Consider the following 21,181-nt stretch of genomic DNA (forward strand, 5'->3'; position numbering starts at 1 on the left):
CGTGCTGGTCTTTTGCGACAATTCGCGGATTGTCGCCATGACAGCCCATTCCAGGGACCGGCTCCGCATCTGCTCGCGCCGCTCCCGTCCAGATGCCCGCGAAGCCGATGACCACTGATAGCACGCCGACCCCCGAACAGCTCCTGCAGCGCATGGATCACGCGCTGATCCGCGACCGCCATCGCCTGCGCCGGCAGCTCCACGAATTGCGCAAGCACCCCGACGACGCCAAGCTGGCGCAATGGGCCGAGCGCTTTGCGGCCTCCTGCGCCAAGGTCGAGGCGCGTCGTGCGAGCATCCCGTCGATCCGTTACGACGACAGCCTGCCGATTGCCGCCAAGCGCGACGAGATCAAGGCCGCACTGGAGAAGAGCCAGGTGGTGGTGATCGCCGGCGAGACCGGCTCGGGCAAGACCACCCAGCTGCCGAAGATCTGCCTGGAGCTCGGCCGCGGCACCCACGGCCTGATCGGCCACACCCAGCCGCGCCGCCTGGCCGCGCGCAGCGTGGCAACCCGCGTCGCCGAGGAAATCGGCACACCGCTGGGGGCGCTGGTCGGCTATCAGGTGCGCTTCGAGGACCAGAGCGACGAAAGCACGCTGATCAAGCTGATGACCGACGGCATCCTGTTGGCCGAGACCCAGCACGACCGTTACCTCGAGCGCTACGACACGATCATCGTCGACGAAGCTCACGAACGCAGCCTGAACATCGACTTCCTGCTCGGCTTCCTCAAGACGCTGCTGCCGCGCCGCCCGGACCTCAAGCTGATCATCACCTCGGCGACCATCGACCTGGAGCGCTTCTCCAAGCATTTTGGCGATGCGCCCATCGTCGAAGTCTCCGGCCGCACCTACCCGGTGGAAACCTGGTACCGCCCGCTGGCGGCGGAAGTGGACGAGGACGGCGAAGCGCTGTTCGACGACCTTTCCGTGGACCAGGGCATCCTCCGCGCGCTGGACGAAATCGCTGCCCATGAGCGCGAAGTCGGCAAGCGCCCCGGTGACGTGCTGGTATTCCTCCCCGGCGAGCGCGAGATTCGCGACGCCGCCGATATGCTGCGTAAGGCCAACCTGCGCCACACCGAAGTCCTGCCGCTGTATGCGCGCCTGACGCCGGCCGAGCAGCAGAAGATCTTCGCGCCCATGCCGGGGCGCAAGATCGTGCTGGCCACCAACGTCGCCGAGACCTCGCTGACTGTGCCGGGCATCCGCTACGTGATCGACAGCGGCACCGCGCGCATCAGCCGCTACAGCTACCGCGCCAAGGTCCAGCGCCTGCCCATCGAAGCCATCTCGCAGGCCAGCGCCAACCAGCGCAAGGGCCGTTGCGGGCGGGTCGAGCCGGGTATCTGCGTGCGCCTGTACAGCGAAGAAGATTTCAACGGCCGCCCGGCTTTCACCGATCCGGAAATCCTGCGCACCAACCTGGCTGCGGTGATCCTGCAGATGCTGCATCTGCGCCTGGGCGACATCGAGGCCTTCCCCTTCATCGAGCCGCCGGATGGCAAGGCGATCAACGACGGCTTCACCCTCCTGCAGGAACTCTCGGCGGTGAACCGCGAGGGCCAGCTCACACCGCTGGGCCGCCAGCTGGCGCGCCTGCCCATCGACCCGCGCTTGGGCCGCATGCTGCTGGAAGCAGCGCAGCAGGGCAGCCTGCCGGAAGTGCTCACCGTGGCCAGCGCGCTGTCGGTGCAGGACCCACGCGAGCGCCCGATCGAGCGCCAGCAGGCCGCCGACCAGGCCCACTCCCAGTGGAAGGACCCGGATTCGGACTTCGCCGCGCTGATCAACCTCTGGCGCGGCTTCGAGGAACAGCGCCAGGCGCTGGGCTCCAACGCCCTGCGCAACTGGTGCCGGAAGAACTTCCTGAATTACCTGCGCCTGCGCGAGTGGCGCGACGCGCACCGCCAGCTGACGCTGATCTGCAAGGAATTGCAGCTGCCCTTCGGCGCCAAGTCGGAGGGTGCCCTGCGCAAGAACGAGCCTGCCCGCGAGCAGCCCAGACAGCACGACAACCGTGGCCGCCAGCCGGTCGCCAAGGCGGATGAGCCGAAGGCCCGCGACATCGACTACGCCGCCGTGCACAAGGCGATCCTCTCCGGCCTGCTTAGCCAGATCGGGCAGAAAGCAGAGGAGGGTGACTATCTCGGCGCGCGCCAGCGGCGTTTCTGGATTCACCCCTCCAGCGTGATCGGTCGTAAGAAGCCGCAGTGGATCATGGCCGCCGAACTGGTGGAGACCACCAAGCTGTTTGCGCGCATGGTCGCGAAGATCGAGCCGGACTGGCTGGAGCCGCTGGCCGGGCACCTGGTGAAGAAGAACTACCTGGAGCCGCACTGGGAAAAACGCCGTGGCCAGGTGGTGGCCTACGAGCAGGTCACCCTCTACGGACTGATCATCATCGGCCGCCGCGCCGTGCACTACGGTCCGATCGATTCCCCGGTATCCCGCGAGATGTTCATCCGCGAGGCGCTGGTGCGTGGCGAGATCAACAGCCGCGCCAAGTGCCTGTCGGCCAACCGCCAACTGCTGGAAAAGCTCGATGAGCTGGAAGCCAAGGCCCGCCGGCGCGACATCCTCGCTGACGAGGAAACCCTGTTCGCCTACTACGACGCGCGCTTGCCGGCGGACATCTACCAGTCCGCCAGCTTCGAGAAGTGGTACGAGCGCGAGCACAAGCAGCAGCCGAACCTGCTGATCATGCGCGAGGAAGACGTCCTCGCCCGTGACGCCAGCGAAGTCACCGCCGGCCTCTACCCGGACCGCCTGCGCTTGGGCGAGCTGCAATTGCCTCTGACCTATCACTTCGAGCCGGGCCACGTGCGCGATGGCGTGACCGTGCGAGTGCCGGCCCCCCTGTTGCCGCAGCTGCCCGCCGAACGCCTGGAGTGGCTGGTGCCCGGCCTGCTGGAAGCCAAGTGCGTGGAGCTGGTGCGCAGCCTGCCCAAGGCGATCCGCAAGAACTTCGTGCCGGTGCCGGACTTCGTCAAGGCGGCGCTGGGCAAGATGGTCTTCGCCGAAGGCAAGCTGTCCGAATCCCTCGGTCGCGAGCTGCAGCGCATGACCGGCAGCCGCGTCACGGAAGAAGCCTGGGCGGAAGCCGAGACCCAGGTGGAAAGCCACCTGCGCATGAACATCGAAGTGGTCGACGCCCGCGGCAAGTTCCTCGGCGAAGGCCGCGACCTGGCCGAACTTACCGCGCGCTTCGCCGAGGCCAGCCAGGCCGCGTTGGCCATCCCGCAGGCGGACAAGCCACAGAAACCGGTGGAAGCCAAGGGCTTCACGGAAGTGGCGGAGAAGGTCCAGCAGAAGGTCGCCGGGCTGTCGATGACGGTCTACCCGGCGCTGGTGGAAGAAGCTGGCGTGGTGAAGGAAAACCGCTTCCCGACCCAGGCCGAAGCCGACTACCAGCACCGCCGCGCCCTGCAACGCCTGCTGCTGCAACAGCTCGCCGAGCCGGCCAAGTTCTTGCGCAGCAAGCTGCCGGGGCAGACCGAGATGGGGCTGCTTTACCGCGAGCTGGGCCGGGTCGAGGCGCTGGTGGAAGACATCCTCCTGGCCAGCCTGGACAGCGCCATTCTGGACGGCGAAAGCAACCTGCCGCGCGACGGCGCCGGGCTTGCTTCGCTGGCCGAGAAGAAGCGCGGCGCCTGGACCGAGCACGCTGAACGCATTGCCCGCCTGACCCTGGAAATCCTCAAGCTCTGGCACGGCCTGCAGAAGCGCTTCAAGGGCAAGGTCGACCTCGCCATGACCGTGCCGCTCAACGACGTGAAGGGGCAACTGGCCAAGCTGGTCTACCCCGGCTTCGTGCGCGACACGCCGCTGGAGTGGCTGAAGGAGTACCCGCGCTACCTGAAGGCGGTCGAGCAGCGTCTGGACAAGGTTGCCGGCCAGGTCCAGCGCGACCGCGTATGGAGCAGCGAGATGGCCGGCTACTGGGAACAGTATTCGGCGCGCCTGGCCAAGCACGCCCAGGAGGGCAAGCGTGACCCGGAGCTGGCGCTGTACCGCTGGATGCTGGAGGAGTACCGCGTTTCGCTGTTCGCCCAGCAACTGGGGACCAAGCTGCCGGTGTCGGACAAGCGCCTGTCGAAGCAGTGGAGCCAGGTCGAAGCCTGATGCTCAAGCTCTTCGTAGGATCGAGCTTGCTCGCGAACCCGTCCAGCCCCTGGGCTGCCGGGGAATCCGTTCGCGAGCAAGCTCGCTCCTACAGGGTGTGAATCCTCAATCCCGCTTCGGGATATTCAGCCCACGCTGCACCGCCGGCCGCGCCAGGAAGCGTTCCAGCACGCGCTTCACGTTGGTGAACTTCTCGAACTCCACCAACTCGCCCGCCTCATAGAAGCCGATCAGGTTGCGAATCCACGGGAAGGTGGCGATGTCGGCAATGGTGTAGCGCTCGCCCATGATCCAGTCGCGGCCGTCCAGGCGCTGGTCGAGCACGGCCAGCAGACGCTTGGCTTCATCGACGTAACGCTGCAGCGGGCGCTTGTCCTCGTAGTCCTTGCCGGCGAATTTGTTGAAGAAGCCCAGTTGGCCGAACATCGGGCCGATCCCGCCCATCTGGAACATCACCCATTGCAGGGTCTCGTAGCGGCCGGTAGCGCCGGGGACGATCAGCGAGTCGGTCTTGTCGGCGAGGTAGACCAGGATCGCGCCGGACTCGAACAACGCCAGCGGTTTGCCGTCCGAACCGTTGGGATCGATGATCGCGGGGATCTTGTTGTTCGGGTTGAGCGAGAGGAATTCCGGGGACATCTGATCGTTGCGCTCGAAGCTGACCAGGTGCGGCTCGTAGGGCAGGCCGAGCTCTTCGAGCATGATCGAGACCTTCACGCCATTGGGCGTGGGCAGCGAGTACAGCTGCAGGCGGTCAGGGTGTTCGGCGGGCCATTTGCGGGTGATGGGGAACGCGGAAAGATCCGACATGCAAACTCCGATCTGTTGAGCGAAAGGCCTCAGGATAGACCGCTGCGCGTCGTCGGTCATGACCCGCGCGCGACAAACCGGTATGGTGCGGTCCGATAGTCACCGGACCCACACCCAGTCAAGGGAAAAGGAACCCATCATGAGCCTGCACGGCAACTACGATCCGCAGAATATATTCGCCCAGATCATTCGCGGCGACGCCCCCTGCTACAAGCTGTACGAGGACGACGACGTGCTCGCCTTCCTCGACCTGTTCCCGCAGTCCTACGGCCACACCCTGGTGATTCCGAAGAATTCCCCGGCACGCAATATCCTCGAGGTCGATCCCGAGGCGCTGGGCAAGGTGATGCGCGTGGTGCAGCGCCTGACCGGCGTGCTGGTGGCGGAGCTCAACCCCGATGGCGTGCAGGTCGCCCAGTTCAACGGTGCGCCGGCAGGGCAGACGGTGTTCCATATCCACATGCACATCGTCCCGCGCTATGCCGGCAAAGGCCTGGGGATTCACGCGGCGAACAAGGCCGAGGCGGAGGAACTGGAGAAGTTGCAGGCACGCCTCGTCGCTCGTCTGAACGGCTGAGGCGCACCCGGGCCGGCGGTTACTGGACCGCCGGCTTGATGTCGAAACCTGTGCGGTTGTCGCTGTTGATGCGGAAGGCGTTGTTGCCGCCCGGCTCCAGCGACACCAGCAGTTCGCGGCGCAGCATCGCCTTGCTGCACAGGCCGTCGCCGTCCTTGTCGCCGATGATGCCGACGACGTGCTTGCCGACCGGCACGTGGAAGCTGGCCGATTCGCCCTTGCCAATGCGCGCCGCCACTTCGTGGTCGATGGTGACGGCGACGTAGCAGCCGCCACCGATATAGCCCACGTCGCGGGTCACGTCGACCTTGACGCTGTCCTTGCCCGGTTGCTGATAGGCCAGCAGGCGATCGGTGGGAACGGGGTGGACTTCATCGCTCTGGTATGAGGCGCAACCGGACAGCACCAGCAACGACAGGACAGCAAGGATCGAACGCATAGATTTCCTCCACGGATGATGCAGCGAAGGCTAGCCCAGACCGGCCGATCCTGCCGTGAATCGGCCAGCGCAGCGAATGAATCAGTCAGATAGCCCTACGGACTGTGGGAAATTGGAGTAGTCTTCTGAGACGGGAGACAGGCCGGATGACGGGGACGGTCGACCCGCTGACGGCCGAGCCAAGGAGCCAGGCTGATGTACCACAACAGCGATCCCGAGCAACTCTACGAGCCCAGCACCGGGCCATCGGGGCTGGAAGAGGCTGATCATCGCCTGCTGATGCGGCTGATCTTCGTCTGCACCGGAGTGACCCTGGGGGTGTTCTGCATCCTCCAGAGCCTGGCCGGCAACTATTGGCTGGCCATCGCCGAGGCGGCGGCCTGTGGCCTGCTGTTGTGGGCCTCGCACCGGCTCAAGCGGGTGCGCCACCTGGTGCCATGGATCTTCGCCTACCTGATTCCGACCTTCTGTTTCATCCTCTATATCATCGTCATGCCCAAGGCCTCGGCCTCGGCGTTCGTCTGGGTCTACCTGATGCCGGTCATGGCCTATCTGTTGCTGGGGCAGTGGCGCGGTTTCCTGCTGAGCGTGCCGTTCATGCTGCTGGCGACCCTGATGTACCTCTACATGAACCACCTGCGGCTGGATGCGCCAGGGCTGATCGATATCGGCAACGGCATCTTCTGCGGCGTGCTGGTACTGGCCTTCATGCATCTCTACGAAGGGCGCCGCGCCGATGCCTACAAGCAGCTGCGCCGTCTTGCACTCACCGACACGCTGACCGGGGTAGCCAGTCGCGAGAGCTTCCAGCGCGCCTTGCAGCGCTGCATCCAGGAATCGGCCCGCTACGACACGCGGCTGGTGCTGGTGGTGCTGGATGTCGACCACTTCAAGCTGATCAACGACCAGTGGGGGCATGAGGCGGGTGACAAGGCCCTGCAGCACCTGTGCAGGTCCCTTCGCCATCGGCTACGCGCCACCGACCTGATCGGCCGTCTGGGCGGGGAGGAGTTCGGCATCCTGCTGCCGTTCACCGACCGCTTCGATGCCCAGCCGCTGGTAGAGGCGCTCTGCCAGGAAGTGGCCCGGCGACCGCTGGAGTACGGTGGGCAGCGTATTCCACTGTCCGCCACCTTTGGCCTGGCCGAGTGGCCCACCGACGGCCTGGATGCCGACGAGCTCTACCGCTGTACCGACCGCCGCCTGTATCGCGGCAAGGCGGAAGGACGCAACCGGCTGGTTCACAGCGACCCGGCCTGAGTGGCTCAGGCCGCTTCAAGCACGGCGAGGGTATCGGCGGCGTTCATCATCCGCGCGGCGGCCAGGGGCGTCAGGCCGCTGGCATCCCGGGCGGCAGGGTTGGCTCCGTGTTCCAGCAGGCAGCGGACGATCTCCGGGTGATTGAACATCGCCGCCATCATCAGCGCAGTCTTGCCATCGGGCGAAGTGCCCTCGACGTTGGCGCCGTGTGTCAGCAGCAGACGGACCATCGGCAGGTCGCCCTTGAAGGCTGCGCCGGCCAGGGGCGTTTGCCCAGCGTTGTTGCGCAGGTCCGGATCGGCGCCGTGCTCCAGCAACACGTGCACCGTGTCGAGGTGGCCGTAGTAGCTGGCCAGCATCAGCAGGCTGTCGCCCTTGTGGTTGCGCAGATTGGCCGGCAGGCCCTGGCGCAACAGCGCGGCGAGGCGCTCGGTGTCGCCCTGGCGGGCCAGATCGATCACCTGATTGGCGAATTCCAGTGTTTGTTCGTCCATTTCCGGGCGGGGCGTGTCACTCATCCTGTCGGTCTCCCTGGGCAATGGCGAGAAGCATACGGGCCGCTGCCGATTCCGGCGCGCCATCCATGGCTATGGTGCCCTTGCAGAAATTCAATCGATCGGGCCATGCCAGGCAGTACGAGGCTTTATTACGGAAAGTGGCGCAATCGCCACGCTTTGCCGGCGACTTTTTGCCGAAAATTGCAGCATAATCAGTGCCCCGGAGTTGTACTAAGGTGCCACTGCGGACCGCCGGGCGGCGAAAGATGCCGCCTGCGGAGGGGGATGGCAAACTGCCCCGTTACATCCCCCTGTCTCCGTGCCATGTCGCGGAGCCCCAGAATTTCCAGTGCCGGCCGCCGTGCGGGCACCTTGATGCCTAACCTTGCCGCCTGGTCTGGCGGCCTGATATTTGAAGAGGATTGACCGTGCATAAAGTCGTGATCAGCGGAACTGGCCTGTACACCCCGCCGTTCAGCATTTCCAACGATGAACTGGTGGAATCCTTCAATAGCTACGTCCGCAGTCACAACGAGCAGCACGCCGAGGCCATCGCCAAAGGCGAGATGGAGCCGCTGGCCGAATCCAGCTCCGCGTTCATCGAGAAAGCCTCCGGCATCAAGAGCCGCTTCGTGGTGAACAAGGAAGGCATCCTCGACCCGCAGCGCATGACCCCGCGCATTCCGGAGCGCTCCAACGAAGACTGGGGCATCCTCTGCGAAATGGCCGTGCATGCGGCGAAGGAAGCCCTGCAGCGCGCCGGCCGTACCGCCGCGGACATCGACGGGGTGATCGTCGCCTGCTCCAACCTGCAGCGCGCCTATCCCGCGGTGGCCATCGAAGTGCAGGCCGCCCTCGGCATCCAGGGCTTCGGCTTCGACATGAACGTCGCCTGCTCCTCGGCCACCTTCGGCCTGCAGGCCGCGGTGAACAGCGTGCAGCTCGGCCAGGCCCGCGCCATCCTGATGGTCAACCCGGAAATCTGCACCGGTCACCTGAACTTCCGTGACCGCGACAGCCACTTCATCTTCGGTGATGCCGCCACCGCGGTGATCGTCGAGCGCGCCGACCAGGCCACTTCCAAGTACCAGTTCGACGTGGTGAGCACCAAGCTGCTGACCCAGTTCTCCAACAACATCCGCAACAACTTCGGCTTCCTCAACCGCGCCGCGGAAGAGGGCATCGGCCAGCGCGACAAGCTGTTCGTGCAGGAAGGCCGCAAGGTGTTCAAGGACGTCTGCCCGATGGTGGCTGAGCTGATCAGCGAGCACCTGGCGCAGAACGACATCCCGGTCAGCGACGTGAAGCGCTTCTGGCTGCACCAGGCCAACCTGAACATGAACCTGCTGATCACCCGCAAGCTGCTCGGCCGCGACGCCGAGGCCCACGAGGCGCCGGTGATCCTCGACACCTACGCCAACACCAGCTCGGCAGGTTCGGTGATCGCCCTGCACAAGCACCAGGACGACCTGCCCGCCGGCTCCATCGGCGTGCTGAGCTCCTTCGGCGCCGGTTACTCCATCGGCAGCGTGATCCTGCGCAAGCGCTGATCGTGCCCATCGACGACAGCGAGCTGTTGTCGCGCCTGCTGGCCGGTGACCAGCAGGCTTTCCGCACCCTGGTAGCCACCTACCAGGGCGCGATGCGCGCCGTGGCCATCGCCATCGTCGGCAGCGCCCAGGCCGATGAAGTGGTGCAGGACGCCTGGCTCGCCGCCGTGCGCAACCTCGACGGCTTCCAGGGGCGCTCCAGCCTCAAGACCTGGCTGCTGACCATCACCGCCAATACCGCCAAATCCCGCCTGCGCAAGGTTCGCCGGGAGGTCTCCCTGGACGACCTGCCCGCACCCCACGGCAGCATCGACGACGCCCGTTTCGCCGCCGATGGCCACTGGAGCCCGGCGCCGCTGGCCTGGCACGAGGACTCCCCGGAGGCCCTGCTGGCCGAGGAGGAATTGCGCGAATGTCTGGAAAAGACCCTTGCCAGCCTGTCCGAGCTGCAGCGCAGCGTCCTGCTGCTGCGTGAGCGACAAGGGCTGGAGCTGGACGAGATTTGTAATCTTCTGGAGGTTTCGCTCTCCAATGTCAGGGTGCTGCTGCATCGTGCGCGGCTGAAGGTGTTCGCCACGCTGGAGCACTTCGAGGAGACCGGGGAATGCTGACCTGCAAGGAACTGGTGGCGCGCTCCAGCGACCTGCTGGACGAACAATTGAGCTTTCGCGAGAAGCTGGCGTTGCGGCGGCACCTGTTGCTGTGCCGCAACTGCCGGCGTTACCTGCGGCAGATGCGGCTGGCGCAGGCGACCCTGCGTGCGCTGCCGGAAAAAACTGGCGCGGACGCCGATCTGCTTGCCGCGCACCTTGCCGAGCTGCGACGGGATCATTCGCGGCGCTGAATCCGCCAACGGCGTTTCGTAACGCGCCGCCGTGTGACGGCGGAGTCGCTGGAAGCTTCGGTTCGCGAGCAAGCTCGCTCCTACAGGTTCGGGTCTGCCGCGGCAACTCTCGTAGGAGCGGATCTTATCCGCGAATCCCCCCCTGGCGGGCACACAGTTCGTGGCCTAATCCGCTCCGACAGGAAAATCCTGCGCCTAGCCCGGCCCCTGCGCATGCCACGCATCCAGCCCACCCGACAGCGCCCACGCGCGCGAATGGCCGGACGCCTGCAGCCGCTCGGCGAGCATGGCGGCGGAGAGTTCGTGGGGGCAGGCGCAATAGATCACCACATCGCGATCGCCGAGGCTGTCACGCAGCTCGTCCAGTGGCGCGTCGAGCCCGAAGGGAATGGAGCCGGGGATCGCTTCGCCATCGAACTGCGCACGCACGTCGAGGATCAGCGGCGGCTGCTCGGCGTCGATTCGGGCGCGCAGTTCGTTGACGCTGATACGTGGAATTCGCGAGGTGCGCCGCAGCAGGCTGTAGCGCTGCCAGAGCTTCCAGGCGATGAACAGGGCGAAGGCGCCCAGCAGCAGTGCGGCACCGAGGCTGGCGTACTGGCTGAGCCAGCCGAGCACGTAGTCCACCGCGTCGCTGAAGATGCTGCCGATCATCAGGGCCGAACCGGCCCAGAGTGCGGCTCCCGCGCAGTCGTAGCCCAGGAAGCGATGCAGGCGGGTTCCGGTCATGCCGGCCATGGTGGTGGTCAGCGCGCTGGCGCCCGGCAGGAAGCGCGAGATCAGCAGCGCGCGCGGGCCGATGCGCAGGTACAGACTCTGGCTTTGGCGGATGCAGCTGTCCGGCGACAGCGAGACCTTGCACACGCTGCGCAGCATGAAGCCGCCATAGCGCCGGCCGGCGAAGTACCAGATGCAATCGGCGATCAGGCAGGCAACGACCGCCACTGCCAAGGCTTCACCCAGCGGCACGCCGCTGCCTTGCAGGGCGAGGGCGCCGGCGACGATCAGCGCCGGGTAGGCGGGAATTGGCAGGCCGAGCTGCTCCAGCAGGACGTTGAGGAACAGCAGGGAAAGACCGTGCTGTTGGATCAGGGGTTGCAGTTCGTGCATGGGAACGCCTGAGGGCAAGGTCTTTCAGGGGGAGGTGAAAGCATACCGCCAAAGTAGCGATCGGAAAGCGCCCTGGCCCTAGTCGGACATGGCTTAGGAGCTTTATTACTCAAAGAAATCAAAAGTTCCTTTGTAATAAAAGTTTTATCTACGAGCAACTGATCTGAAATAACCCCTCGCCAAGATTCCCAGCAACACAAACGGGGGCCGCCAGATGGCCTGTGCGTGACCTTGGGGGCCGCGCAGCAGCCAGGCACTCGGCGTGTTCAACGCTAAATACCATTAAGGGGAATCTTCGATGATCCGTAAGCACTTCGCCGGTTACGCCGCCACTGCCCTGGCACTGGCCGTTTCCGCCCAGGCTTTCGCAGGCACAGTCACCACCGATGGCGCCGATATCGTTATCAAGACCAAGGGCGGCCTTGAGGTCGGTACCACCGACAAAGAGTTCAGCTTCAAGCTGGGTGGCCGTCTGCAAGCGGATTACAGCCGTTTCGATGGTTTCTACACCAAGAATGGCAACAATGCTGACGCCGCGTACTTCCGTCGTGCCTACCTGGAACTGGGCGGTACCATGTACCGTGACTGGAAATACCAGATCAACTACGACATGTCCCACAACTCGGGTAACGCGGACAACGGTTACTTCGACGAAGCTTCCTTCAGCTACATCGGCTTCGCTCCGGTCACTCTGAAGTTCGGCCGTTTCGACCCGGACTTCGGCCTGGAAAAAGCCACCAGCTCCAAGTGGGTTACCGCGACCGAGCGTACTTCGGCCTACGAACTGGCTGACTGGATCAACACCCACCAGGACGGCATGGGTGCCCAGGTCGGCGGCGTAGTCGCCAACATGGCTTACCTGGATGCTGGCGTATTCGCCAAGGACGCCGACGACACCGACGGCGACAGCGTCAAGCAGTTCAACTTCCGTGGTGTGTTCGCTCCGATGAACACCGACGGCAACGTCCTGCACCTGGGCGTGGACTACGCCTACCGTGACCTGAACGACACCGCCTTTGACTCCCGCATCCGTCCGCGCCTGGGCATGCGTGGTGTGGCTACCAACGGTGGTAACGACGCTGGTGACAACGGCAACCGCGCTACCTTCGGCGGCGCCACCCTGAGCCCGGCCGGTTCCTACAAGGACGACTCCACCTGGGGTGCTGAATTCGCTTACGCCATCGGCCCGTTCTCCGCTCAGGCCGAATACCTCAAGCGCAAGCTCAAAGCCGACGCCGATGCCTACCAGGACATCAAGGCTGACGGTTACTACGGCCAACTGGCTTACACCATCACCGGCGAGTCCCGCGTGTACAAGCTCGATGGCGCCAAGTTCGACACCATCAAGCCGGCTGACAAGCAGCTCGGTGCCTGGGAAGTCTTCTACCGCTATGACCACATCAAGGTGGATGACCCGAACGTGACCGTAGCCACCGCTACCCGCGACGTGGGCGACACCAAGGCCAGCACCAACACCATAGGTGTGAACTGGTACGCCAATGAAGCCGTGAAGGTCTCCCTCGACTACGTTCACGTCACCACCGACGGCATTCGGAATGCCAACGGCGACGATGACGGCAACGGCGTCGTGACCCGTCTGCAGTACGTGTTCTAAGCAATACGCAGTACCGTTGACTCCTTTGTGTGAACCCCCGCCTCGGCGGGGGTTTTTTTATCTCTTCTGTAGGAACGAGCTTGCTCGCGAACCTGCTGCATGCCGGAGCAGCCTGAAACATCGTTCGCGAGCAAGCTCGCTCCTACAGGATTTGCCTCAGCGAAAAGTGGGCCCCGCTGGCCGTCGGCGGAATTCGAACTCGAGCAGCTCATCGAATGGATTGCCCATTTCCAGCCGTGTCCAGCCCAGCCTGATAAGGAAAGCCAGCGCCGCGGGGTTGTCTGGCCTCACGCTGGCCCGCCACAAGGGGTTGCTCTGCAATTCCGGTTGGCTCATCACCAGCGTCATCACCGTGCGACCGACACCCGAGCCGCGTAACTCCGGGCGCACTGCGAGGTCGGTAACGAAGTAATAGGGATGCGTCGGGGTGGGCAGGCAAACCCCCACCACCGCGACCAGCACGTCTCCACGCAGAATGCTGTACTGCGCCTTTTCCGCATCGTTCAGCACCTGTTCCAGCCAGTAGCGATCCATCGGGCCCAGTTGCGCGTAGAGCACCGGATCGTCGAACCAGCTTTCGTACGGCGGGATGTCCTCTGCCTGGAAAGGGCGAATCTGCATGCGGGCGCTCTCCGGTGCAGCTTTGGGAAGTTTCACACTCGCATCTGCTGGGCGATTGCGTCAATCGACCCTGAGCGCTCGCGTCATTGAGGCCGCGCGCGGCCAGCACCTACCCTGCGGGCACTCAACCCACCGGGAGTCGACCATGCTGCGCAATCACTTCGAGACCGAGCACAACCTGTTCCGCGATGCGTTCCGTTCCTTCCTCGACAAGGAAGTGGTGCCTCACCAGGAGGAATGGGAGGAGGCTGGTGTGGTGGACCGCAGCGTCTGGCGCAAGGCGGGGGAGATGGGTTTCCTGCTGCCCTGGGCAGAGGAAGAGTACGGCGGAACCGCTCTGAAGGATTTCCGCTACGAACAGATCATGTGTGAGGAACTGGCCGCCATCAACGAGCCGGGCTTCATGATCCCGCTGCACTCGGCGCTCTGCGGCCCCTACATCGCCGAGTATGGCAATGCCGAGCAAAAGGCCCGCTGGCTGCCGGGGATCATCCGTGGCGAGAGCATCCTGGCGGTGGCGATGACCGAACCGTCCGCCGGCTCGGACCTCGCCGGCATGCGCACCACGGCGGTGGACAAGGGCGATCACTACGTCCTGAACGGCTCGAAGGTGTTCATCTCCAACGGCCTGCTGGCTGACCTGGTGATTGTCGCGGCGAAGACCGACCCTTCGAACAAGCACGCCATGGGCCTGTTCGTGGTGGAGCGCGGCATGGAGGGCTTCGAGCGCGGGCGCAACCTGAAGAAACTGGGCATGAAGAGCCAGGACACCGCCGAACTGTTCTTCAACAACGTGAAGGTGCCGAAGGAAAATCTGCTGGGCGACGCCAAGGGCGGCTTCTTCTACCTGATGAACATGCTCGCCCAGGAGCGCCTGACCAACGCCTGTGGTGCGGTGGCCGGCGCCGAGGCGGCGCTGAACGCGACCATCGATTACGTAAAGGAGCGCAAGGCCTTCGACCGCCCGGTGGCGCACTTCCAGAACACCCGCTTCAAGCTCGCCGAGATGCGCACGCAGATCGACGTGGCGCAGGTCTTCACCGACCGCTGCGTGATGGACCACAACCAGAAGAAGCTCACCCCGGAAGTGGCCGCCGAGGCCAAGCTGTTCACCACCGAGTTGCTGTGCAAGGTGGTCGACGAGGGCGTGCAACTGCATGGCGGCTGGGGTTACATGTGGGAGTACCCGATCTGCAAGATGTACGCGAACGCGCGCATCCAGCGCATCTTCGCCGGCACCTCCGAGATCATGAAGGAGATCATCAGCCGCGGCATGAAGCTCTGAGGCGCGGCGTCAAAGTATTCACGATAGCGTTACAGGAGTGCCCATGAACGGCCCGCTCGCCTCCCTGAAGATTCTCGATTTCTCCACCTTGCTGCCGGGGCCGTTCGCCTCGCTGCTGCTGGCGGACATGGGCGCCGAGGTGCTGCGTGTGGAATCGCCCACGCGCATGGACCTGGTGCGCGTACTGCCGCCGCACGTGGACGGCACCTCCGCCAGCCACGCCTACCTCAATCGCAACAAACGTTCCATCGCGCTGGACCTCAAGCAGCCGCAGGCGGTGGAGGTGGTGAAGCAACTGGTGCGGGAATACGACATCGTGCTGGAGCAGTTCCGTCCCGGCGTGATGGACAAGCTCGGCGTCGGCTACGAGGCGCTCAAGTCGATCAATCCGAAGCTGATCTACGTGTCGATCACCGGCTATGGCCAGACCGGTCCGTTCCGCGACCGCGCCGGTCACGACATCAACTATCTGGCCCTGGCCGGCATCGCCAGCTACACCGGCCGCCGCGACATCGGCCCGCTGCCGCTGGGCGTGCAGTTGGCCGACATTGGCGGCGGATCGCTGCATGGCGTGATGGGGCTGCTGGCGGCGGTCATTCATCGGCAGCAGACGGGGGAGGGACAACTGGTCGACGTGAGCATGACCGACTGCGCGTTCAGCCTGCACGGCATGGCGGGTGCAGGGTACCTCGCCGCTGGAGTCGAGCCGGAGATGGAAGCCCTCGCGCTCAACGGCGGCAGCTTCTACGACTACTACCGTACCCGCGACGGTCGCTGGTTCTCGGTGGGCAGCCTGGAGCCGCAGTTCATGCAGCAGTTCTGTGCTGCCATCGGCCGACCGGAACTGGCCGCGCGCGGGCTCTCGTCCAAACCGGAAGACCAGCAGGCGCTCAAGCGCGAGATCGCCATCGAGTTCGAGAAGCACGATTTCCACGAGTGGCAGGAACGTTTCGCCGCGCTGGATGCTTGCGTCGAGCCGATGCTGTCGCTGTCCGAGGCGGTGGAGCATCCGCAGCTTCGCGAGCGGGGCGTAGTGACACAAGTACCCAATGGCAAGGGCGGTGTGCAGGAGCAGATCGCCTGCCCGATCCGTTTCTCCGCCGGCCTGCCCGAGCCTCGCCATATTGGCGCGGCACTGGGCGCACATACCGGCGAGGTGCTGGCGGAACTGGGCTATTCGGCAGAGCAGGTCGAGGCACTGAAGACGGCGAAGGCCATCGCCTGAGCCGCATCACTCGCGGCGGGTTTCGCCGGTGAACACCAGCGTCGCGCGGCAACGCCGGCAGTAATAGCGGCGGCCCTGGGCGACCAGGTTATGGCGCTGGGCGGAGAAGGGGAATTCGTTGCCCTCGCCGCAGTGGCAGCGATACAGGTAGCGGGTGGCGCGGCGGCGCTTGATTTCGTAGGTGTGGCAGCGGTCCGGCGGCAGGCCGTAGATGCCGCGCATGATCAGCTGCCACTCCTCGCCATGCGGGCGAATGCGCGGGCCGAACATCTGATGGGCGATCAGGTGGGCCACTTCGTGGGCCACGGTCTGCTGCAGGAAATGATCGCGGTTTTCCCGATACAGCTGCGGGTTGAAGCGCAGCAGGTTCTCATCGAGGTGGGCGACGCCGGCCTTCTGGCCGCGCAGCCGGAAGCTCACTTCCGGGCGGGGAAAGCGCCGCTGGAAGAAGGCTTCGGCCTGCTGGTAGCAGGCTTCGACGCGAGCGTTGAGCTGTTCAGGCATACAGTGGTTCTCCGACGGGGGCAGATTATGCCGCAGTCGAAGCGCCGGTGGAGGATTTCTCGCGGCCGCTCGTCCGGGGTGCAGGTTCAGGCAAGTCAGGCGAGTTTCAGGCAAGCGCGCAAAAGAAAACCGGGCCGCTGGGGCCCGGTCGTTCATTTTGTTGGTCAGGGTCAGGTGTATTCCGGCCCGACACCGCTGCCCCAGAGGATCACCGACAGGGCGATCATCGCCACCAGCACCACCAGTCCCACCGCCAGCACGGAGCTGGAGAACAGGAAACCTTCATCCTTGGGAATGTTCATGAAGGTCGGGATGCCGACATAGAGCAGGTAGACGGTGTAGCAGATCGCGGCTGTGCCGATGATCATGCCCAGCCACAGGTGCGGGTACAGCGCCGCCAGGCCACCGATGAACAGCGGGGTAGCGGTGTACGCGGCAAATACCACGCATTGGGTCATCGATGGTGCTGCGTCATAGGTGCGTGCCATCCAGTGGATGAAGGCACCCATCACGGCGACGCCGGCGAGCATGGCGATATAGGTCATGATGGTCAGCTGCATCGCACTGGCGGCTGTCAGCTTGACCGGTCCTGCATTGCCCAATACCCAGCCGACCTGCGTGGTGCCGATGTAGGCGGAAATGACCGGGATGGCAGCGAGGATCAGGACGTGGGTCAGGTACATGTGGCTGATGGATTCTTCCTCGCCACGGATTTCCTGCCATTCCTGATCGGGATGGGTGAAGAGCCCCCACACATGATGGATCATGTCAGCATTCTCCTCTTCTTATAGAAGGTCGCCCCCCAGCGAAGCGCCGGAGACGCGTAGCCAGCGTCATCCGGTGCTCGGCCGACCTATGCGACCTTAAGTCGCAGTATAGGGAGGGCTGAAGGCCTCGTCGTCCGTGGGTTTAGAGCAAATGGAAGTTTCACGGGCGGCTGTAATAGCGCTCCAGAATTTCCATCGCCTTGTTGATCGACTGCAGCCGCGTGGTGCTACCGCCGCGATCCGGATGGTGCTGGCTGACCAGCTGACGGTAGCGCAGCTTGATCAGCGCATAGTCCACCGGGCCGTCCTCCAGCTCGAAAAGGGCCAGGGCGGCGGCCTTTTCCTCGTTGCCCTGCATGCGTGTCCAGAAGCTTTCCAGCAGCTTCTCCACGTCGCGCTCGGTGGTTTCTTTCAGATGTTTCTCGTCGAGATAGTAGTCGCGCAGGGCATCCTGCTCGCCGAGCGCCTGCGCGCCACTCATATAAGGAGAGAGGCGAATCTGCAGCGGGCCGATTTCCAGGTGCGCGGCGTTCTCCGCCCAGAGCCGGTCGCGCAGCCGGTAAAGCGCGTTGAACACCAGGAAGTGGGTGCGGAACAGCACCAGCTTGTCGATCAGCGGCAGGTTGGGCACGTGGGTGGAGTGCCGAGCTTTCAGCTGCTGGATCAGCTGGAATTCGGAGAGTCCTTCAGGTGCTTCCCGCAGTAGCTGCAGGAGCTGGTCCGTCAGGTCGAGGGAAGGGTCGAGGTCGGGCGTCATGTTGTCAGATTAGCAGTGGCCCGATAGAGGGGCTGGGGTACGCGTCGCTTTGCGCGTAAAATGACCGGCTTTTCGTCTTGCCCTTCGGATTCCAGAGCACCATGGCCAGCACCCTTTCGGTCAACCAGAACAAACTGCAGAAACGCCTGCGCCGCCAGGTTGGCGAAGCGGTCACCGACTTCAACATGATCGAGGACGGCGACAAGGTCATGGTCTGCCTGTCCGGCGGCAAGGACAGCTACACCCTGCTGGACATCCTGCTGTACCTGCAGAAGGTGGCGCCGATCCAGTTCGAGATCGTCGCGGTGAACATGGACCAGAAGCAGCCCGGCTTCCCCGAGCACGTGCTGCCGGCCTATCTGGAGTCCATCGGCGTGCAGTACCACATCATCGAGAAGGACACCTACTCGGTGGTGAAGGAGAAGATCCCGGAGGGCAAGACCACCTGCTCGCTGTGCTCGCGCCTGCGCCGTGGCACCCTCTACACCTACGCCGACGAGATCGGCGCGACCAAGATGGCCCTGGGTCACCACCGCGACGACATCCTGGAAACCTTCTTCCTTAATATGTTCTACGGCGGCACCCTCAAGGCCATGCCGCCCAAGCTGCTCTCCGACGATGGCCGCAACGTGGTGATCCGCCCGCTGGCGTACTGCAACGAGAAGGACATCGAGGCCTACTCGGTGCTCAAAGAATTCCCAATCATCCCGTGCAACCTCTGCGGCTCGCAGGAAAACCTGCAGCGCCAGGTGGTCAAGGAAATGCTACTGGACTGGGAGCGCAAGTCGCCGGGCCGTACCGAGATCATGTTCCGCGCGCTGCAGAATGTGGTGCCGTCGCAACTGGCCGACCGCAACCTGTTCGACTTCAACAGCCTGCGCATCGACGAGACCGCCACCCCGCGCTTCCTCGATGTAATGAACCTGTAAGACCTCCGCAAGGACGCCCGATGCGCAATTACCAGTGGCTGTACGAGTATTGTCTGAACCGCTTCGGCTCGGTTGAGGCGCTGGAAGCCCGGATGCCGCAGCCCAGGACGCCGGCGGAGCTGGCGGCGGTGAGCGATGACCGTTACCTGTCGCTGATCAGCCTGCGCATTTTCCGCGCGGGCCTCAAGCACAGCCTGGTGGACGCCAAGTGGCCGGCCTTCGAGGAAGTCTTCTTCGGCTTCGACCCGGAGAAGGTCGTGCTGATGGGCGGCGAGCGCCTGGAAAACCTGATGCAGGACGCCCGGCTGATCCGCCACCTGGGCAAGCTCAAGAGCGTGCCGCGCAACGCGCAGATGGTCCTCGACATCGCACGCGCATACGGCAGCTTCGGCAAGCTGCTGGCGGACTGGCCGTCGAACGACATCGTTGGCCTGTGGAAACTGCTGGCCAAGCGCGGCAACCAGTTGGGTGGCATGTCCGCACCGCGCCTGCTGCGCATGGCAGGCAAGGACACCTTTGTCCTCAGTGACGATGTGGTCGCCGCACTCAAGGCCCAGGAAATCGTCGACAAGACGCCCACCAGCCAGAAAGACCTGGCGCTGGTGCAGGCCGCTTTCAACCAGTGGCAGGAACAAAGCGCTCGTCCGCTGTGCCATATCTCGATGATGCTGTCGTACACGGTCAACCACTGACGCGCGGCCTGGCCGCGGAGGAGGGCGCATGGATTCGGCCATCGAACGCACCGGCGCGGCACTGGCTCGCGCCGAACGCATCCTGGTGATCACTGGCGCCGGCGTCTCCGCCGACTCCGGCATGCCCACCTATCGCGGCCTGGGTGGCCTCTATAACGGTCGCACCGAGGAAGGGCTCCCCATCGAGGCGGCGCTTTCCGGGCCCATGCTGCGCGACAACCCGGCGCTGTGCTGGAAGTACCTGGCTGAGCTGGGCAAGGCGTGTCTCAACGCACGGCCCAACGCCGGCCACGAAGCCATCGCCGAGCTGCAGCGATATAAGCCTGAGTGCTGGGTGCTGACGCAGAACATCGATGGCTTCCATCGCCGTGCGGGCTCGCCGGTGGAGCGTCTGATCGAGATCCATGGCGAACTGGCGCCACTCTACTGTCAGTCCTGTGGCCAGGAAGACGCAGGGTTGGCTGAGCGTCTGGAGGAGCCGCTGCCGCCGAAATGCACGCGTTGCGGCGGCGTGTTGCGCCCGCCAGTGGTGCTGTTCGAGGAGATGTTGCCGGAGGCGGCGATCGACACGCTCTATGCGCAGTTGCGCAAGGGATTCGACGCCGTATTGCTGGTGGGAACGACCGCGAGCTTCCCCTACATCATCGAGCCGGTGATGCGGACGCGGGCCGCCGGAGGCTTCACGGCCGAGGTCAATCCGGGGCTGACCGATCTGAGTTCGGTGGTCGAAGAAAGAATGGTGGGTCGAGCCTTAGACATTATGCCGCGCCTGCTAAGTCACATTCCGCGATAAAAAACTTGCATTACCCTCATTGAGCGGGCAAATTAGCCCGCTATTAAATGGAACTAATGAGACACGGTCGTGCCCATGCTTAAACGCTTCGCACCCCTCGTGCCCATGAGTTTCGTTCTGTTGCTGGCAGCTTGTGCCAGCCATTCGCCGGAATCGCAGCAAAGCCAGGTAGCCGTAACGCCGACCAGCCGCGCCGCTTTTCTTCAGATTGACCAGAATAAGGTCACGATGGCGGATGAGTCGCAGGACGAGGGGGCCAAAAACTATAACGGCAGTTCGACCTCGCACGTATCCGACATCCTGGATCGCGCGTTCTCGCTGATCGGTACTCCGTACCGCTTCGGTGGGAAATCGGAACGAACTGGTTTCGATTGCAGCGGCTTCGTGGGCTATCTGTTCCGCGAAGAAGCAGGCATCAACCTGCCGCGCTCCACGCGCGAGTTGATCACCATGGACGTCCCGCTGGTCTCGAAAGAAGACCTGCAACCGGGCGACCTGATCTTCTTCAACAATCGTGGTCGCGGTCGGGTGAGCCATGCCGGCATCTATATCGGTGACGGTCAGTTCATCCACTCCGCCAGCCGCCGTGGCGGTGGTGTGCGGGTGGACAGCCTGGACGAGAGCTACTGGCGCCTGAGCTACATGGAAGCCAAGCGCGTACTCGAGCCGGGTTACCAGCCCAAGACGGTAACGCGCTAAACTTAAAGTTTTACTTTAAGTATTGCGTTCAAGCCACTGTCGGTGCAAAGTGATGGCATTCCTTAGCAGGGATGCCATCA

The 21,181-nt window shown here is 64.1% G+C and carries 21 protein-coding genes; 13 read left to right on the forward strand and 8 right to left on the reverse strand.

Annotated features, from left to right (window positions below; genetic code table 11):
- Positions 1 to 107 precede the first annotated feature (107 nt).
- On the forward strand, positions 108 to 4,127 hold the full coding sequence (gene hrpA / locus O6P39_RS07180; RefSeq protein ID WP_275610699.1) for an ATP-dependent RNA helicase HrpA: 4,020 nt from the start codon (positions 108 to 110) through the stop codon (positions 4,125 to 4,127).
- 105 nt (positions 4,128 to 4,232) lie between these two features.
- Here the strand turns inward: hrpA and O6P39_RS07185 are convergent, their stop codons facing one another.
- Positions 4,233 to 4,937, reverse strand: coding sequence for a glutathione binding-like protein (locus tag O6P39_RS07185; protein WP_275610700.1), 705 nt, complete (start codon positions 4,935 to 4,937; stop codon positions 4,233 to 4,235).
- 139 nt (positions 4,938 to 5,076) lie between these two features.
- Here O6P39_RS07185 and O6P39_RS07190 point away from each other — a divergent pair, with 139 nt between their 5' ends.
- Positions 5,077 to 5,514 carry an HIT family protein gene (locus O6P39_RS07190; RefSeq protein WP_275610701.1) on the forward strand — a complete coding sequence of 146 codons (438 nt, stop codon included), beginning with the start codon at positions 5,077 to 5,079 and terminating at the stop codon, positions 5,512 to 5,514.
- 19 nt (positions 5,515 to 5,533) lie between these two features.
- Here O6P39_RS07190 and O6P39_RS07195 read toward each other — a convergent pair whose 3' ends face one another.
- A complete protein-coding gene (locus tag O6P39_RS07195) occupies positions 5,534 to 5,953 on the reverse strand; it encodes a 3-isopropylmalate dehydratase (RefSeq protein WP_275610702.1) in 420 nt (139 codons plus the stop codon).
- 195 nt (positions 5,954 to 6,148) lie between these two features.
- Between O6P39_RS07195 and O6P39_RS07200 the strand changes: the two genes are divergently transcribed.
- The gene (locus O6P39_RS07200) at positions 6,149 to 7,213 is read left to right on the forward strand and encodes a GGDEF domain-containing protein (protein ID WP_275610703.1); all 1,065 of its coding nucleotides are present in this window, start codon (positions 6,149 to 6,151) and stop codon (positions 7,211 to 7,213) included.
- Between the two features lie 5 nt (positions 7,214 to 7,218).
- Here the strand turns inward: O6P39_RS07200 and O6P39_RS07205 are convergent, their stop codons facing one another.
- Positions 7,219 to 7,731: an ankyrin repeat domain-containing protein gene (locus tag O6P39_RS07205; protein ID WP_275610704.1), complete on the reverse strand. Its 513-nt coding sequence runs from the start codon at positions 7,729 to 7,731 to the stop codon at positions 7,219 to 7,221.
- A gap of 407 nt (positions 7,732 to 8,138) precedes the next feature.
- Between O6P39_RS07205 and O6P39_RS07210 the strand changes: the two genes are divergently transcribed.
- From O6P39_RS07210 to O6P39_RS07220, 3 genes are read left to right on the forward strand one after another with little or no spacing between them, the layout of a single operon-like run.
- On the forward strand, positions 8,139 to 9,260 hold the full coding sequence (locus O6P39_RS07210; RefSeq protein ID WP_275610705.1) for a beta-ketoacyl-ACP synthase III: 1,122 nt from the start codon (positions 8,139 to 8,141) through the stop codon (positions 9,258 to 9,260).
- Between the two features lie 2 nt (positions 9,261 to 9,262).
- Entirely contained in the window at positions 9,263 to 9,871 is a 609-nt protein-coding gene (locus O6P39_RS07215; protein WP_275610706.1) for an RNA polymerase sigma factor, read from the forward strand.
- On the forward strand, positions 9,865 to 10,104 hold the full coding sequence (locus O6P39_RS07220) for a zf-HC2 domain-containing protein (RefSeq protein WP_275610707.1): 240 nt from the start codon (positions 9,865 to 9,867) through the stop codon (positions 10,102 to 10,104). Before O6P39_RS07215 ends, O6P39_RS07220 begins: the two co-directional genes overlap by 7 nt.
- A 195-nt stretch (positions 10,105 to 10,299) precedes the next feature.
- Here O6P39_RS07220 and O6P39_RS07225 read toward each other — a convergent pair whose 3' ends face one another.
- A complete protein-coding gene (locus O6P39_RS07225; RefSeq protein WP_275610708.1) occupies positions 10,300 to 11,214 on the reverse strand; it encodes a VTT domain-containing protein in 915 nt (304 codons plus the stop codon).
- 298 nt (positions 11,215 to 11,512) lie between these two features.
- Here O6P39_RS07225 and O6P39_RS07230 point away from each other — a divergent pair, with 298 nt between their 5' ends.
- Positions 11,513 to 12,829: an OprO/OprP family phosphate-selective porin gene (locus O6P39_RS07230; RefSeq protein ID WP_275610709.1), complete on the forward strand. Its 1,317-nt coding sequence runs from the start codon at positions 11,513 to 11,515 to the stop codon at positions 12,827 to 12,829.
- Positions 12,830 to 12,985: 156 nt separating this feature from the next.
- Here O6P39_RS07230 and O6P39_RS07235 read toward each other — a convergent pair whose 3' ends face one another.
- Positions 12,986 to 13,450, reverse strand: a complete 465-nt coding sequence (locus tag O6P39_RS07235) for a GNAT family N-acetyltransferase (RefSeq protein WP_275610710.1) — start codon at positions 13,448 to 13,450, stop codon at positions 12,986 to 12,988.
- Between the two features lie 145 nt (positions 13,451 to 13,595).
- Between O6P39_RS07235 and O6P39_RS07240 the strand changes: the two genes are divergently transcribed.
- Positions 13,596 to 14,735 (forward strand): acyl-CoA dehydrogenase family protein, encoded by a 1,140-nt coding sequence (locus O6P39_RS07240; protein WP_275610711.1) that lies wholly within the window; start codon positions 13,596 to 13,598, stop codon positions 14,733 to 14,735.
- 43 nt (positions 14,736 to 14,778) lie between these two features.
- Positions 14,779 to 15,960: a CaiB/BaiF CoA-transferase family protein gene (locus O6P39_RS07245; RefSeq protein ID WP_275610712.1), complete on the forward strand. Its 1,182-nt coding sequence runs from the start codon at positions 14,779 to 14,781 to the stop codon at positions 15,958 to 15,960.
- A 6-nt stretch (positions 15,961 to 15,966) separates the two neighbouring features.
- Here the strand turns inward: O6P39_RS07245 and O6P39_RS07250 are convergent, their stop codons facing one another.
- The 3 genes from O6P39_RS07250 to O6P39_RS07260 all read right to left on the reverse strand — a co-directional run bounded on the left by O6P39_RS07250 (position 15,967) and on the right by O6P39_RS07260 (position 17,988).
- A complete protein-coding gene (locus tag O6P39_RS07250; protein ID WP_275610713.1) occupies positions 15,967 to 16,464 on the reverse strand; it encodes a SprT family zinc-dependent metalloprotease in 498 nt (165 codons plus the stop codon).
- Between the two features lie 170 nt (positions 16,465 to 16,634).
- Positions 16,635 to 17,231, reverse strand: coding sequence for a Yip1 family protein (locus tag O6P39_RS07255; protein ID WP_207885098.1), 597 nt, complete (start codon positions 17,229 to 17,231; stop codon positions 16,635 to 16,637).
- Between the two features lie 160 nt (positions 17,232 to 17,391).
- Complete coding sequence (locus tag O6P39_RS07260; protein ID WP_275610714.1) at positions 17,392 to 17,988, reverse strand: DNA-J related domain-containing protein; 597 nt, start codon at positions 17,986 to 17,988, stop codon at positions 17,392 to 17,394.
- A 101-nt stretch (positions 17,989 to 18,089) separates the two neighbouring features.
- Between O6P39_RS07260 and ttcA the strand changes: the two genes are divergently transcribed.
- The 4 genes from ttcA to O6P39_RS07280 all read left to right on the forward strand — a co-directional run bounded on the left by ttcA (position 18,090) and on the right by O6P39_RS07280 (position 21,101).
- Positions 18,090 to 18,917, forward strand: a complete 828-nt coding sequence (gene ttcA / locus O6P39_RS07265; protein WP_017522174.1) for a tRNA 2-thiocytidine(32) synthetase TtcA — start codon at positions 18,090 to 18,092, stop codon at positions 18,915 to 18,917.
- A 20-nt stretch (positions 18,918 to 18,937) separates the two neighbouring features.
- Complete coding sequence (locus tag O6P39_RS07270) at positions 18,938 to 19,609, forward strand: DNA-3-methyladenine glycosylase I (protein ID WP_275610715.1); 672 nt, start codon at positions 18,938 to 18,940, stop codon at positions 19,607 to 19,609.
- A 28-nt stretch (positions 19,610 to 19,637) separates the two neighbouring features.
- Positions 19,638 to 20,402: an NAD-dependent deacylase gene (locus O6P39_RS07275; RefSeq protein WP_275610716.1), complete on the forward strand. Its 765-nt coding sequence runs from the start codon at positions 19,638 to 19,640 to the stop codon at positions 20,400 to 20,402.
- Between the two features lie 69 nt (positions 20,403 to 20,471).
- Positions 20,472 to 21,101 (forward strand): C40 family peptidase, encoded by a 630-nt coding sequence (locus tag O6P39_RS07280; RefSeq protein WP_275610717.1) that lies wholly within the window; start codon positions 20,472 to 20,474, stop codon positions 21,099 to 21,101.
- The last annotated feature ends 80 nt before the right edge of the window (positions 21,102 to 21,181 follow it).

It is taken from the genome of Pseudomonas sp. PSE14, assembly GCF_029203285.1.
Taxonomy (GTDB): domain Bacteria; phylum Pseudomonadota; class Gammaproteobacteria; order Pseudomonadales; family Pseudomonadaceae; genus Pseudomonas.

What these genes read in the sequence shown, in the direction of transcription:
- hrpA (WP_275610699.1), top strand. Translation starts at nt 108, where the DNA reads ATGACCACTGATAGCACGCCGACCCCCGAACAGCTCCTGCAGCGCATG.
- O6P39_RS07185 (WP_275610700.1), bottom strand. Translation starts at nt 4,937, where the DNA reads ATGTCGGATCTTTCCGCGTTCCCCATCACCCGCAAATGGCCCGCCGAA.
- O6P39_RS07190 (WP_275610701.1), top strand. Translation starts at nt 5,077, where the DNA reads ATGAGCCTGCACGGCAACTACGATCCGCAGAATATATTCGCCCAGATC.
- O6P39_RS07195 (WP_275610702.1), bottom strand. Translation starts at nt 5,953, where the DNA reads ATGCGTTCGATCCTTGCTGTCCTGTCGTTGCTGGTGCTGTCCGGTTGC.
- O6P39_RS07200 (WP_275610703.1), top strand. Translation starts at nt 6,149, where the DNA reads ATGTACCACAACAGCGATCCCGAGCAACTCTACGAGCCCAGCACCGGG.
- O6P39_RS07205 (WP_275610704.1), bottom strand. Translation starts at nt 7,731, where the DNA reads ATGAGTGACACGCCCCGCCCGGAAATGGACGAACAAACACTGGAATTC.
- O6P39_RS07220 (WP_275610707.1), top strand. Translation starts at nt 9,865, where the DNA reads ATGCTGACCTGCAAGGAACTGGTGGCGCGCTCCAGCGACCTGCTGGAC.
- O6P39_RS07225 (WP_275610708.1), bottom strand. Translation starts at nt 11,214, where the DNA reads ATGCACGAACTGCAACCCCTGATCCAACAGCACGGTCTTTCCCTGCTG.
- O6P39_RS07230 (WP_275610709.1), top strand. Translation starts at nt 11,513, where the DNA reads ATGATCCGTAAGCACTTCGCCGGTTACGCCGCCACTGCCCTGGCACTG.
- O6P39_RS07235 (WP_275610710.1), bottom strand. Translation starts at nt 13,450, where the DNA reads ATGCAGATTCGCCCTTTCCAGGCAGAGGACATCCCGCCGTACGAAAGC.
- O6P39_RS07240 (WP_275610711.1), top strand. Translation starts at nt 13,596, where the DNA reads ATGCTGCGCAATCACTTCGAGACCGAGCACAACCTGTTCCGCGATGCG.
- O6P39_RS07245 (WP_275610712.1), top strand. Translation starts at nt 14,779, where the DNA reads ATGAACGGCCCGCTCGCCTCCCTGAAGATTCTCGATTTCTCCACCTTG.
- O6P39_RS07250 (WP_275610713.1), bottom strand. Translation starts at nt 16,464, where the DNA reads ATGCCTGAACAGCTCAACGCTCGCGTCGAAGCCTGCTACCAGCAGGCC.
- O6P39_RS07255 (WP_207885098.1), bottom strand. Translation starts at nt 17,231, where the DNA reads ATGATCCATCATGTGTGGGGGCTCTTCACCCATCCCGATCAGGAATGG.
- O6P39_RS07260 (WP_275610714.1), bottom strand. Translation starts at nt 17,988, where the DNA reads ATGACGCCCGACCTCGACCCTTCCCTCGACCTGACGGACCAGCTCCTG.
- ttcA (WP_017522174.1), top strand. Translation starts at nt 18,090, where the DNA reads ATGGCCAGCACCCTTTCGGTCAACCAGAACAAACTGCAGAAACGCCTG.
- O6P39_RS07270 (WP_275610715.1), top strand. Translation starts at nt 18,938, where the DNA reads ATGCGCAATTACCAGTGGCTGTACGAGTATTGTCTGAACCGCTTCGGC.
- O6P39_RS07275 (WP_275610716.1), top strand. Translation starts at nt 19,638, where the DNA reads ATGGATTCGGCCATCGAACGCACCGGCGCGGCACTGGCTCGCGCCGAA.